The 14,078-nt window shown below is 38.6% G+C and carries 13 protein-coding genes and 1 pseudogene; 5 read left to right on the forward strand and 9 right to left on the reverse strand.

Going from position 1 to position 14,078, the window contains the following annotated elements:
- The 4 genes and pseudogenes from HMPREF2813_RS02240 to adk form a co-directional block, all read left to right on the forward strand.
- Positions 1–765, forward strand: a pseudogene (locus HMPREF2813_RS02240) (alpha-2,3-sialyltransferase); the annotation flags it as partial.
- A gap of 172 nt (positions 766–937) precedes the next feature.
- On the forward strand, positions 938–1,954 hold the full coding sequence (galE, locus tag HMPREF2813_RS02245) for a UDP-glucose 4-epimerase GalE (protein ID WP_015701587.1): 1,017 nt from the start codon (positions 938–940) through the stop codon (positions 1,952–1,954).
- Between the two features lie 141 nt (positions 1,955–2,095).
- Positions 2,096–3,373, forward strand: coding sequence for an MFS transporter (locus HMPREF2813_RS02250; protein ID WP_041175040.1), 1,278 nt, complete (start codon positions 2,096–2,098; stop codon positions 3,371–3,373).
- Positions 3,374–3,457: 84 nt separating this feature from the next.
- The gene (gene adk, locus HMPREF2813_RS02255; protein ID WP_005669073.1) at positions 3,458–4,102 is read left to right on the forward strand and encodes an adenylate kinase; all 645 of its coding nucleotides are present in this window, start codon (positions 3,458–3,460) and stop codon (positions 4,100–4,102) included.
- 159 nt (positions 4,103–4,261) lie between these two features.
- Here the strand turns inward: adk and HMPREF2813_RS02260 are convergent, their stop codons facing one another.
- The 9 genes from HMPREF2813_RS02260 to trmB form a co-directional block, all read right to left on the reverse strand.
- Positions 4,262–4,864, reverse strand: coding sequence for a cytochrome c3 family protein (locus HMPREF2813_RS02260; RefSeq protein WP_005649107.1), 603 nt, complete (start codon positions 4,862–4,864; stop codon positions 4,262–4,264).
- A 14-nt stretch (positions 4,865–4,878) separates the two neighbouring features.
- Positions 4,879–5,322, reverse strand: a complete 444-nt coding sequence (locus HMPREF2813_RS02265; protein ID WP_005649106.1) for a nitrate reductase cytochrome c-type subunit — start codon at positions 5,320–5,322, stop codon at positions 4,879–4,881.
- Between the two features lie 5 nt (positions 5,323–5,327).
- Positions 5,328–6,191, reverse strand: a complete 864-nt coding sequence (gene napH / locus HMPREF2813_RS02270; RefSeq protein ID WP_011271996.1) for a quinol dehydrogenase ferredoxin subunit NapH — start codon at positions 6,189–6,191, stop codon at positions 5,328–5,330.
- Positions 6,191–7,030 carry a ferredoxin-type protein NapG gene (gene napG / locus HMPREF2813_RS02275; protein WP_014550455.1) on the reverse strand — a complete coding sequence of 280 codons (840 nt, stop codon included), beginning with the start codon at positions 7,028–7,030 and terminating at the stop codon, positions 6,191–6,193. The genes napH and napG overlap by 1 nt, the downstream gene beginning before the upstream one ends.
- Positions 7,031–7,083: 53 nt before the next feature.
- The gene (gene napA, locus HMPREF2813_RS02280; protein WP_042601800.1) at positions 7,084–9,567 is read right to left on the reverse strand and encodes a nitrate reductase catalytic subunit NapA; all 2,484 of its coding nucleotides are present in this window, start codon (positions 9,565–9,567) and stop codon (positions 7,084–7,086) included.
- A gap of 36 nt (positions 9,568–9,603) precedes the next feature.
- Entirely contained in the window at positions 9,604–9,885 is a 282-nt protein-coding gene (locus tag HMPREF2813_RS02285; RefSeq protein ID WP_005688960.1) for a chaperone NapD, read from the reverse strand.
- Positions 9,878–10,408, reverse strand: a complete 531-nt coding sequence (napF, locus tag HMPREF2813_RS02290) for a ferredoxin-type protein NapF (protein WP_042601802.1) — start codon at positions 10,406–10,408, stop codon at positions 9,878–9,880. Before napF ends, HMPREF2813_RS02285 begins: the two co-directional genes overlap by 8 nt.
- Positions 10,409–10,613: 205 nt before the next feature.
- Positions 10,614–10,958 (reverse strand): YggL family protein, encoded by a 345-nt coding sequence (locus tag HMPREF2813_RS02295; RefSeq protein WP_005691779.1) that lies wholly within the window; start codon positions 10,956–10,958, stop codon positions 10,614–10,616.
- An 84-nt stretch (positions 10,959–11,042) separates the two neighbouring features.
- The gene (trmB, locus tag HMPREF2813_RS02300) at positions 11,043–11,783 is read right to left on the reverse strand and encodes a tRNA (guanosine(46)-N7)-methyltransferase TrmB (RefSeq protein WP_042601804.1); all 741 of its coding nucleotides are present in this window, start codon (positions 11,781–11,783) and stop codon (positions 11,043–11,045) included.
- A gap of 84 nt (positions 11,784–11,867) precedes the next feature.
- Here trmB and priA point away from each other — a divergent pair, with 84 nt between their 5' ends.
- On the forward strand, positions 11,868–14,060 hold the full coding sequence (gene priA / locus HMPREF2813_RS02305; protein WP_014550459.1) for a primosomal protein N': 2,193 nt from the start codon (positions 11,868–11,870) through the stop codon (positions 14,058–14,060).
- Positions 14,061–14,078 lie beyond the last annotated feature (18 nt).

The raw sequence follows: 14,078 nt of genomic DNA on the forward strand, positions 1-14,078 counted from the left end.
ATCAATCAATCAATCAATCAATCAATCAAAGTCTGTCATTATTGCAGGTAATGGAACAAGTTTAAAATCAATTGACTATAGTTTATTACCTAAAGATTATGATGTTTTCCGTTGCAATCAATTTTATTTTGAAGATCATTATTTTCTTGGCAAGAAAATTAAAAATGTACAAAAATTACTAACACAAGTTGATATTGGACATTATTATTTAAACAAGCTACCCGCCTTTGATGCCTATTTACAATATAACGAATTATATGAAAATAAGAGAATTACATCAGGCGTTTATATGTGTGCAGTGGCAACTGTAATGGGTTATAAAGATCTTTATTTAACAGGTATTGATTTTTATCAAGAAAAAGGGAATCCTTACGCATTTCATCATCAAAAAGAAAATATTATTAAATTATTACCTTCTTTTTCACAAAATAAAAGTCAAAGCGATATCCATTCTATGGAATATGATTTAAATGCACTTTATTTTTTACAAAAACATTATGGAGTAAATATTTATTGCATTTCGCCAGAAAGTCCTCTATGTAATTATTTTCCTTTATCACCACTGAATAACCCAATTACTTTTATTCTCGAAGAAAAGAAAAATTACACACAAGATATTTTAATTCCGCCGAAGTTTGTATATAAAAAATTGGTATATATTCCAAACCAAGAATTTACCAAAATCTGATTTTTCGGTTGATCTGGGATATATTACGTTTACCTAATGATATAAAACACGCCTTAAAATCAAGAAAATGGGATTAGATAACCTTATATCACACAACTAATGGACATAGCCCTAAATATGAGAGGTTATCTCACTCGCTACAACAATACTTTTTAGCAACAGGTTTTTTATTTTATTGAAAATCACCATTCTTACCACACAAAATAGTGATATAATTTTTTAGTCTCAATAATTAACAAGGAAATCATTATGGCCATTTTAGTGACGGGTGGCGCTGGTTATATCGGTTCTCACACAGTTGTAGAATTATTAAATGTTGGCAAAGAGGTGGTAGTATTAGATAATCTTTGCAATTCATCGCCAAAATCCCTTGAGCGTGTAAAACAAATTACAGGCAAAGAAGCAAAGTTTTATGAAGGCGATATTTTAGATCGTGCTTTGTTACAAAAAATTTTTGCAGAAAATGAGATTAACTCGGTTATTCACTTTGCAGGGTTAAAAGCCGTAGGGGAAAGTGTTCAAAAGCCGACAGAATATTACATGAACAATGTCGCTGGCACCCTTGTATTAATTCAAGAAATGAAAAAAGCGGGTGTTTGGAACTTTGTATTCAGCTCATCTGCAACGGTTTACGGCGATCCAAAAATTATTCCAATTACAGAGGATTGTGAAGTCGGCGGTACAACCAACCCTTATGGTACATCTAAATATATGGTTGAGCAGATTTTACGCGATACAGCAAAAGCGGAACCAAAATTTAGCATGACTATCTTGCGTTATTTTAATCCAGTTGGGGCGCATGAAAGTGGCTTGATTGGTGAAGATCCAAATGGTATTCCAAATAATTTATTACCTTATATTAGCCAAGTTGCTATCGGTAAATTAGCACAACTTTCTGTATTTGGTAGTGATTACGACACTCATGATGGAACAGGTGTGCGTGATTATATTCATGTAGTGGATTTAGCTGTGGGGCATTTAAAAGCGCTTCAACGTCATGAAAATGACGCTGGCTTACATATTTATAATCTTGGTACGGGCCATGGTTATTCCGTATTAGATATGGTAAAAGCCTTTGAAAAAGCCAACAATATTACAATTCCATATAAACTTGTAGAACGCCGCTCTGGCGATATTGCCACTTGCTATTCTGATCCTAGTTTAGCTGCAAAAGAGCTTGGTTGGGTGGCAGAACGTGGTCTTGAAAAAATGATGCAAGACACGTGGAACTGGCAGAAAAATAATTCAAAAGGGTATAGAGATTAATATTCTCTAATATTTGTTTTTCTTTTTTAGGAAGAAGAATGCTAAACATTGGGGGAATGATTAAAAATCCCCTAATTTTTACAAAAATCCTTTAATTGAAAGGCGAAATTTCTAAAATACAACCAAAATTAACCGCACTTTATGTCAAATTCCTTTTCTTCCCAAATTTTTACGCGCAAGATGTTAATTTGCGCCTTCACAGGTTTTAATTCTGGTTTGCCATTATTTGTGTTATTGCAAATGTTGCCTGTTTGGCTGACAGATAAACATCTTTCAATTGAGCTTATTGGCGCAGTAACGGGTGTGATGTTGCCTTATGGCTTGAAATTTTTGTGGGCACCATTATTGGATCGTTATTTCCCGAGTTTTTTAGGGCGTCGTCGTAGCTGGATGCTGCTTTCACAAGTGGCATTATTGATTTTACTTTACATCATTAGCCTGTTTGATCCGCTCACACAACTGGGTACAGTAGCAAATATTGCGTTGCTTATCGCCTTTTTTTCAGCTACACAAGATATCGTGTTGGATGCGTATCGTCGTGAAATTTTGAGTGATCATGAATTAGGTTTAGGAAACACTATTCATATTAATGCTTATCGAATTGCGGGATTAATTCCTGGTGGATTATCGCTATATTTGGCGGCGATTTATCCTTGGGAAACCGTCTTTTTGTGGACCGCACTTTGTATGTTAGCAGGCATCTTCATGACACTATTTTTAGCAAAAGAGCCAAAAATAGACATGCAGCAAACTAATCAGCCGTTCTATCAAGCATTTTGGATTCCATTACAAGAATTTTTCCAGCGTAAGGGCGTCATTCAGGCTATCGGTTTTTTACTATTTTTGTTTTTGTATAAGTTCGGGGATTCTTTTGCCACAACGTTACAAACCAAATTTATTTATGACATGGGATTTAGCAAAGAGGATATTGCTATTGTTGTAAAAAGTACTTCACTTTGGTCAAGCATTTTATCTGGGCTTGCTGGTGGTATGATAATGCTAAAACTGGGTATTAACCGTGCATTGTGGCTATTTGGGCTTGTACAAATGGTAACAATTGGTGGGTTTATTTGGTTGTCTGCTTTCGGTCATTTTGATGTTATTACATCTGCCGAGTTATGGAAACTAGGTGTTGTGATTGCAGCAGAATATATCGGCGTTGGACTTGGTACCGCAGCTTTTGTGGCTTTTATGGCGCGTGAGAGTAATCCTCTTTATACTGCAACACAGCTTGCACTTTTTACAAGCCTTTCAGCTTTGCCAAGTAAAGTTTTAGGTATACTTTCTGGTTATGTTGTGGGAGCAGTGGGGTATTATCAGTATTTTTGGTTTTGTTTATTTTTAGCGATTCCCGGCATGCTTTGTTTATTTTGGGTAGCACCTTGGAAGCAAAAAAATAATAAGACCAGCTCAGTATAAAAGTGCGGTAAAAATTATAAAAAATTTGACCGCACTATGCTTTATCAGTATCTTAATCACGTTTTGTATTAATGGAGATTTTTTATGAAAATTATTCTTTTAGGTGCACCGGGTGCAGGTAAAGGCACTCAAGCACAATTTATTATGAACAAATTTGGTATCCCGCAAATTTCAACTGGTGATATGTTCCGTGCTGCAATCAAAGCGGGGACTGAACTTGGCAAACAAGCTAAAGCATTAATGGATGAAGGTAAATTAGTACCAGATGAATTAACCGTTGCTCTTGTAAAAGATCGTATTGCTCAAGCTGACTGTGCAAATGGTTTCTTGTTAGATGGTTTCCCTCGTACTATTCCACAAGCGGATGCACTGAAAGATTCAGGTGTTAAAATTGACTTTGTTTTAGAATTTGATGTGCCAGACGAAGTGATTGTTGAACGTATGAGTGGCCGTCGCGTACACCAAGCGTCTGGTCGTTCTTACCACATCGTTTATAATCCACCAAAAGTGGAAGGTAAAGATGATGTAACAGGCGAAGATTTAATTATTCGTGCAGACGATAAACCAGAAACTGTATTAGATCGTTTAGCCGTATATCATAAACAAACTAGCCCATTAATTGATTATTACCAAGCAGAAGCGAAAGCGGGGAATACTCAATATTTCCGTTTAGACGGTACACAAAAAGTAGAAGAAGTTAGCCAAGAGTTAGATAAAATCTTAGGCTAAAAATAATCTAAAAATTAACCGCACTTTAGAAAATATAATTAATCTGCACCTTAAAGGCTGAATAAATCAGCGAATTAAAGTGCAGATTTTTTTATAAACTACCCAAATTTATAATAGGCTGAAAAAAGTGCGGTATTTTTTCAGCCTATTTTTAGAAAATCACTTCTCGTCTTTGAAGCCTGACTCAACGCCACTCATATCAGGTAATTGGTGTGCAATACCTTTGTGACAGTCGATACAAGTTTTACCTTCAGTTTTCATTTTTTGGTGCATACGTGCCGCCACAGAACGTTGATCATTGAAGTTCATACGATCTACATTATGACAATTACGACATTCTTTAGAATCGTTAGCTTTCATACGCGCCCATTCATTTTGAGCCATTTCTAAACGATGCGCATTGAATTTTTCTAAGGTATCCACTTTTCCAGTATAGTGCGCATATACTTCTTTAGCTGCAATAATTTTACGTTTCATTTTTGCACCAAATTCGTGTGGTACGTGACAATCTGGACAACTTGCCCCCACACCAGTACGAGTTTGATAATGCACGCTATGTAAATATTCTGGATAAGCATCTTGCATATGGCAGCTTGCACAGAACTGTTCAGTGTTGGTTTTTTCTAAACCATAGTTAAAACCAACCCAAGAAAGAATACCGCCAATAGCCGATAAGATAATAATTGTACCTATCGCCATACGGCTTGGTTTTCTAAACCATTGCCAGAAACGCTTTAAGATATTTGGTTTTTTCTCAGACATATAGACCTCTTAAATTAGTTTCCGTAACCTTTCATCGGTTTGAAATCATTTGGAACAATAGGATCTACGTTTGCTTGAGAAACGTGACATTGTAAACAGAAATAACGACGTGGCGATGAACTTGAACCTACTTTTCCATCACGATCCATAAAGTGAGTTGGGCTGATTCGAGTTGCACCGCTCAAACGAGAATTTTCTGGGCTGTGGCAATTTAAACATTGATTTACATTTTTTGTCACTTGATAGTTTGCCACACTATGTGGAACCATTGGAGGCTGATTTACATAGTTCAATGCGGGTAATTCGCCTTGACGCGGTGCATTATGAAATGCGGGTGGAATATTTTCTGCCGCTTGAGTTAAATCTTTTCCCACTGCTGGTGCATCAGATGCCATCAGTGAGCCAGCAAAAAGTGCGGTAAATAATCCCGCTAAAATTTTAGATACCTGTTTAGTCATATTAATCACTCCCCTGAATGATCGAATCTGGTCGAAAATTTAAAAACTTTTTCAGCGCAAACGTCAATACAACGTCCGCAGCTGATGCAATCTTTGGAAAGCACTAGTAGGCTTTCGTCTTTTTTTCCGTGTAAAGGCGAACGTAGCACTTGGGCTTCGGGACAAACATTGTAACAATCCATACAATTATCGCATTTAGCGCGATCAATCACTTTAATACGGATTAAACTTTTTGCACCAATCACACCATAAGCAGCACCAATTGGGCAAAGATGTCCACACCAGCCGTGTTCAGCAATCAATAAATCAAAAAGAAAAATAACAAGTAATAACCAGCCTGTTGCACCAAAACCAAATACAAAGGCGCGACCAAGAGCAGCCACTGGATTAACCCACTCCCAAAGCAACATTCCGCTGACACTACTGCCTAGTAAAATAAGCACAAGAATACCATAACGTAAACCGCGCGAAATTTTTGCTGTTTGGCGAATGCCTAACTTACGGCGAAGCCACGCAGCACAGTCAGTCACAACATTTAGTGGGCATACCCAACCACAAAACACTTTACTGCCGAGTACTGCGTAAAATAACACAATAATTGCAGCACCAATTAAAGTGAGAGCATCTGGTAAATGTCTTGCAGCCAAGCTTTCAGCGGTAATTAGAGGATCACTTAGTGGAATAGTATCGAGTAATAAACTACCACTATAATTACCTTTTAAAATCCACACGCCAAAATAAGGGCCACTCAAAAACATCGCAAGAATGCTAAGTTGGCTTAATCGACGCCAAAACAAAAAGCGGTTTGCATACCACCAGCCCCATTTTTCTCGAGCCTCTTTCCCTGCAAATTTTGGTGCATTTGCCATTATTTGCCACTCCCTAAAATAGGCGCAAGCACGGGTTCTGCTGGTTCAGGAATTACAGTTGTTCCGTCTGGTGTTCGAGTTGGCAATGAAATCATATCTTTAGGTGCAAGAGAATGGCCAGCTTTCGCTTTTTCTTCCCAACCTAAACGATAATGTTTACCTAACATACCTTTTGCCAGATCCATTGGTAAAATCTTAATCGCAGCCTCTTCTAACACACAAGCTTGCTCACATTTTCCACATCCCGTGCAGGCATCAGAATGTACTGTTGGAATAAATAAGGCATGCTTATCAGAACGTGGATTATGTTGTGTTTCCAATGTAATCGCTTTATCGATTAATGGACAAACTCGATAACAAACATCACAACGTAATCCTTGATAATTTAAGCAGGTTTCGTGATCTAACAGTACTGACAGCCCCATACGCGATTCATTAATATCTGTTGCTTGACGATCTAATGCACCACTAGGACAGGCCTTTGCGCAAGGAATATCAGGACACATTTCACAAGGTTTATCACGCGCAATAAAATACGGCGTTCCCGCTTCTACTGGCGATAATAAAGAGGCTAAATGCAGCATGTCATAAGGACAGGCTTGAACACATTGTCCGCAACGAATACAAGCGGCAGAAAACGCTTTCGCATCTTGCAAAGCAAATGGAGGGCGTAATGGCACACCTTCGCGCGCAAGACTTTGATTTTGCTGCAATCCCAACAAAATCCCAACGCCAGCTAAACCACCCGCAGTACGGGTTGCTTCTTTAAGAAATTTTCTACGTTCAGGATTAAGTGCGGGTTGCTTCATTTTCTTTTTAGATTTTAACCGCACTTTCATCTTCCTCTTTTATTGATGGGAGAAATAAAGTGCGGTTGATTTTTACATGGTTTTTACGCAGCCTTTTCCACTTTTACCGCACATTTTTTGAAGTCGGTTTCTTTTGAAATTGGGTCTGTCGCATCTAGGGTTAAGCTATTTGCAAGCTGACCTGCATCAAAGAAAGTGGTAAATACTAAGCCACGAGGTGGTTTATTACGTCCGCGAGTATCTAAATAAGAAATCATTTCGCCTCGACGAGATGAAATCTTAATTTTATCGCCATGACGTAAACCACGTGCTTGTGCATCTAATGGGTGCATCCATACTAAATTATTTGGAAATGCTCGATGCAATTCTGGTACACGGCGTGTCATTGTCCCCGTATGCCAATGTTCAAGAACACGACCTGTTGATAACCATAAATCGTATTCATTATCGGGTGACTCAGCTGGTGGTTCATAAGGCACCGCAAGAATAATCGCTTTCTTATCAGGATAACCGTAGAAAGCCACGCCTTCCCCTTCTTTAACATACGGATCATAGCCTTCACGGTAACGCCATAAGGTTTCTTTACCCTCCACAACTGGCCAACGTAAACCACGCGCTTTATGATACATATCAAATGGAGCTAAATCGTGACCGTGACCGCGACCAAATTCAGCGTATTCTTCAAATAAACCTTTGTGAACGTAGTAACCAAAATATTCTGATTCATCGTTTAATTGACCTTCAGCAAGTTCGCTCAATGGGAATTTATCTACTTGACCATTTTTGAAGAGCACTTCATATAAAGTTTTACCTCTATATTCAGGCATTTGTGCAAGTAAGTCTTCTGTCCACATTTCATCCGTCGTGAAGTATTTTGCGAACTCCATTAATTGCCATAAGTCTGATTTTGCTTCGCCCGGTGCTTTGACTTGCTGACGCCAGAATTGGGTACGACGTTCTGCATTGCCGTAAGCCCCTTCTTTTTCCACCCACATTGCCGTTGGAAGAATTAAGTCAGCAGAAAGTGCGGATACAGTTGGATAAGGATCTGAAACAATCACGAAGTTGCCTTCTTTACGCCAGCCTGGCAAACGCTCTTGATTAATGTTTGGCCCTGCTTGCATATTATTGTTACACATTTGCCATAACACATTCATTTGGCCATCATTCATTGCACGGTCTTGTGCAATTGTGTGTAACCCCACTTTTTCAGAAACCGTCCCCTTTGGTAATTTCCAAATACGTTCAGCAATTTCACGGTGTTTCGGATTAGTTACCACTAAGTCGGCAGGTAAACGATGAGGGAATGAACCTACTTCACGCGCCGTACCACAAGCAGAAGGCTGACCAGTTAATGAAAATGGCCCACAACCTGGGATTGAAATTTTTCCAGTAAGTAAATGAATATTGTAGATTAATTGGTTTACCCACACACCACGTGTATGTTGGTTAAAGCCCATTGTCCAGTAGGAAACCACTTTCTTCGTTGGATCAGCATAAAGTTTCGCTAAAGTTTCTAACTGGACTTTATCTAACCCAGACATTTTCGATACTTTTTCCACTGTATATTCTGATACAAGTTGCTTTAATTCTTCAAAAGAAGAATCGTGCATTTTCCCAGCTGTTGCACGATTCGTGTCTTTTTCTAATGGATGCTCTGGACGTAAACCATAGCCAATATTCGTTTCTCCGCGTTTAAATTTGGTATGTTTATTAACAAAATCCCAATTAATCGCATTATTTTGAATAAGATAATTGATGATGTAGTTCATAATTGCCAAATCAGTTTGCGGTGTAAATATCAAACCGTGATCGGCAAGTTCAAAACTACGATGTTCGTAAGTAGAAAGTACAGTGACACGAACATCAGGATTAGAAATACGGCGATCAGTAATACGCGACCACAAAATTGGGTGCATTTCCGCCATATTTGATCCCCAAAGAACAAAAGCATCTGCCTGTTCAATGTCGTTATAACAACCCATAGGTTCATCCATACCGAAGGTACGCATAAACGCAACTGCCGCCGATGCCATACAGTGACGCGCATTCGGGTCTACGTTGTTAGAACGAAAACCTGCTTTCCAAAGTTTGTTCTTCGCATAGCCTTCCCAAATGGTAGACTGACCAGAACTAAACATACCTACTGCATTTTGACCGTTCTTTTTGAACGCTTCTTTGAATTTTTCAGCCATTGTTTTGAACGCAAAATCCCAAGAAACAGGTGCAAAATCGCCGTTCTTATCAAATTTTCCGTTTGTCATACGTAAAAGTGGCTGCGTTAAACGGTCTTTACCGTACATAATTTTTGGCAAGAAATAACCTTTAATACAGTTTAAACCACGATTTACTTCTGCATCAGGATCCCCTTGAGATGCCACAACACGTCCATCTTTAGTACCAACTAATACTGCACAACCAGTACCACAGAAACGACATACTGCTTTGTCCCATTTAATTTCGGATTCAGCCGCAACCACATTTTTGACTGGGATGGTTAGCCCCGCTGCCGTTGCGGCTGCCATAGCCGCATTGGCTTTCATAAAGTCTCGACGACTTAAATTCATTGCGTTTTCCCCCACGTTAAACGTTTGATTTTAAAACTATTTATTTTGTTCATCTTGCTCGTGATACACCAACGATACATTAATCACACCGTCGATATCTTTCACACTTTCCATTTTTTCAAGCAAGAGATGCTGATCGTTCGATTGCATTACCACCACAAATTTTCCAAGTTTTTCATCAAAAGTCGGAATTTCAGTATGCTCAATCGCTAAAAGTGCGGTTTGAATTGCTGATAATTTTTTTGGATTACCTTGCACGATCAATCCAACAACGTGCCAATCTCTCGCATTTTCTGATATTAAATTTGTATTATTCATTTTGTTTTAGATCGCTCATTGTTATTGCATTCACAGGACAGCCTTGTACACAAGCCCCACAGCCATTACAAGCATCGAAATTAACTAAAGGTTGTGCTACGCCACCCATTTGTAATTTGAAACGAATCGCATTAGCTGGACAATTATCTTGGCAAGTTCGGCATTCAATACGGTGCAATGTTAAACAAGCTACGCCAATGTCGATTTTATGTGACCAAGGTAACTGGTCACGAGGATAAAAAATAGGCTGTTTACAGGCATCTACACATTTCCCACAAAAAGTACATTCGCCATTATCAAAACGCACTTCAGGAAAACCAGCATCGCCCTTTACCAAAATATTGGTTTCACAGACAGAAAGACAGTCGCCACAGCGCGTACATTGTGCTACAAAAATAGAATTTTCCACTGACCAAGGCGGTCTAATACCCACAAAATTCTGTTTTTGATTATTTTCTAAACAGCTCAATGTTGAAAATTTACCGCGTAAAAATTGTCTGCGAGGTAAATTTTCAACGGTCATAATGTCTTTAAAATATTTCTGAATGCTTCTGTAGATGAAGGATTATGTGTTTACGATGAATGAATGAGAACAACCCAAAATAGGTAGTTTGTCAATTATTTGAACTTTATTTGTTATAGATCAAAAAATCTAAGGTTTAATGAATTTTGCAAGGGATTAAAACAAAACAGCATAGCAATTTTGACTATGCTGTTTTCAATTTAGATTATTCTACTTTTGTTGGATATTCCCACCAAATATCAAATAATTCGCTTACTTCAATTTGTTGCAAACCATTTGTTTCTAACCATTTTTTCACAGTTTCACGGTGGCTTTCATCGCATTTGCCAATTTTTTCTAGGCAAACTAAACCTTCCCAATGTAAATAACCGCTACCTTCATAAGCTAGACCATTTGGTTGAATCACTTCGTTAATAAAACGATCAACGGTTTCATCTACAGTTTCAATCGCAGTGCCTTCTACAAATTGGAAATTTACAAGAAAACCCAGTTCTTGAAATTCCGCAAGATGAAGTTTTTTGCGTTGGCGTTGATTGTAAGATTTAGACATTGTATTTCTCCTATTAAGGTTATATTCAAACGCATATTTTATATTAAATTCATAAATTAGGTATTGGGTTTAGTTAAAATCCGCTTATTTCTTCACAAAATATAAATCCCAAACACCGTGTCCAAGTTTGTGACCTCTGGCTTCAAATTTAGTTAAAGGTCTAAAATCTGGTCTTGGAATATAATCACCATTTTTCGAGGTGTTCACTAAATCGGTGTTTGCGCTTAATACTTCTAGCATTTGCTCTGCATAATTTTCCCAGTCTGTCGCCATATGGATAAAACCATTTTCACCTAATTTTTGTATAACTTGTGTCACAAAGTGCGGTTGAACAATACGACGTTTATGATGTTTTACTTTATGCCAAGGATCGGGGAAAAATAACTGCAAACCGCCAAGCGCACCATCTGCAATACTGTCACGTAAAATTTCCGTTGCATCGTGGCAAATCACGCGTAAATTCGTTACGCCTTTTTCCACTGCATAAGCAATACAAGCACCAACGCCAGGAGTATGAACTTCAATGCCAAGGTAATTTTTGTCAGGATTAGCAAAAGCCATATCCACAAGCGATTTTCCCATTCCAAAGCCAATTTCTAATACAACTGGATTATCATTGCCATAAATCTTAGCAAAATCAAAAGGTTCCGTTTGATAATCTAAACCAAGTGTTCCCCAGTTATCATTCATCATATTTCTTTGAAATTCGCTCAAACGACCTGTGCGGAGCACAAAACTACGGACTTTGCGCTTATAGCGGCCATCTTCGGTAAATTCTGCGGTTTCAACGGTTTTACGTTTTTGATCAGCAAAAGTTTGTGTCATAAAAATCTTGTTCGTGAAAAAAATTGGCGGCGATTATACCAATTTTTCTCGTATAATAGGGCAAATTTTTTCCCAAGGTTGATTATGAAAATTGTCCGAGTGGCACTGGCTGTGCCGCTTCCTCGTTTATTTGATTATTTCGTCCCCGATGATGTTTCATTACAAATCGGTATGCGTGTTCTTGTGCCTTTTGGCACCCAAAAACGTGTCGCCATTGTGGCTGATTTTCCGACAAAATCGGACGTGCCAGAGGATAAACTCAAGGCTATTCTTCAACCATTGGATTTAGCCCCACTTTTTACGCCCATTTATTGGGATTGGCTTCATTGGGCAGCAAATTATTATCAAGCGGGATTAGGCGATGTGTTATTTCAAGCCTTGCCTGTGAAATTGCGTAACGGCGAAAGTGCGGTAAAAAATGACCGCACTTTTTGGCGAATTACGGATGCGGGGAAAAATACCCTTGAACAAGGCGAATTAAAACGCTCGAAAAAGCAAGCTGAAGCCCTACAATACTTATCTGAAACTGATCTTGAAAAAGGCAATAATGATTTTTCCTCTGCCATTTGGTCTGCCTTAAAAGCCAAAGGGTTTATTGAGGAAATTACTATCCAAACAAATCCCCTAAGCTGGCAACAAAGATTAGGCAATAACCCAATTGTCAATGCTGAAAATCGTTTAACCTTAAATAAGCAGCAAGCCTTAGCCTTCAGCCAACTGCTCTTTCATTCTGGCTTCAACGTATGGCTGCTCGATGGGGTGACTGGTTCAGGTAAAACAGAAATTTATCTGCAATATATTGAAGAAATTTTAAAATCGGGTAAGCAAGTATTAGTGCTTGTACCCGAAATCGGGCTAACACCTCAAACGGTGCAACGTTTTAAAGCACGTTTTAATGTAGAAATTGATGTACTGCATTCTAATTTAACCGATACGCAACGGCTTTATGTATGGGATCGAGCCCGCTCTGGACAAAGTGCTATTGTGATTGGCACGAGATCGGCATTGTTCACGCAATTTTCTAATCTTGGTGCAATTATTTTGGACGAAGAACAGGACGCGTCTTACAAACAGCAAGACAGTTGGCGTTACCATGCACGAGATTTAGCAATCGTGCTTGCTCAAAAACTGAACATTTCAGTATTAATGGGTTCTGCCACGCCAAGTTTAGAAAGTATTAATAATGTACAAAACGGCAAATACCAACATTTAGTTTTATCAAAAAGAGCGGGAAATTCTACCGCACTTCGTCATTTCGTTATTGATTTGAAAAATCAAAATATACAAAACGGGCTTTCAAAACCCTTGTTGGAACGAATGAAAGCCCACCTCGAAAAAGGCAATCAAGTGTTGCTTTTCTTAAATCGTCGTGGCTTTGCGCCCGTATTGCTTTGCCATGAATGTGGTTGGATTGCACAATGCCCTCATTGTGAAAAACCTTATACCTATCATCAGCATCAAAATGTATTGCGTTGTCATCATTGTGGCGCACAAAAAACTATTCCTCGCCAATGTGGCGATTGCGGTTCTACCCATTTAGTTACTACTGGTCTCGGCACAGAACAATTAGAAGAAACCTTGAAAACGCTATTTCCTCATTATTCTGTAGCGCGAATCGACCGCGATAGCACGGCGCGTAAAGGAAAATTGGAAGGTTATTTAGAAGATATTCAACAAGGCAAAAGCCAAATTTTGATTGGCACACAAATGCTTGCGAAAGGACATCATTTTCCGAATGTTACTCTCGTTGCCTTAGTGAATGTAGATAGTGCATTATTTTCACTGGATTTTCGTGCAGAAGAACGTTTAGCTCAACTTTATATTCAAGTTGCTGGACGAGCAGGACGTGCCGATAAACAAGGTGAAGTTGTGCTACAAACACATTATCCAGATCATCCTTTGCTTACCACTTTATTGGCAAAGGGCTACCAAGCTTTTGCAAAAGAAACCTTACAATTACGCCATTCAATGGGATTGCCGCCTTTTACTTTTCAGGCGTTATTCAAAGCACAGGCTCGACATTCTGATCTTGCAGAAAATTGCTTAAGCCAAATTGCAGATTTTTTTCAATCGAAGCAAATTACGGGATTACAAATGCTTGGCCCAATGCCTGCACCGTTCAGCAAAAAAGCAGGGCAATATCGCTGGCAGTTATTATTGCAGCATCCGTCAAGAATCACGTTGCAAAAAGTATTGAGAGAATATCAACAAGCCGAACTTGAAAAAAACAGCCAAGTGCGGTTAATTTTGGACGTTGATCCGCAAGACTTATCATAAAAAATGCGGTGAAAATTC

The organism is Haemophilus sp. HMSC066A11, from assembly GCF_001811665.1.
GTDB classification, from domain to species: domain Bacteria; phylum Pseudomonadota; class Gammaproteobacteria; order Enterobacterales; family Pasteurellaceae; genus Haemophilus; species Haemophilus influenzae.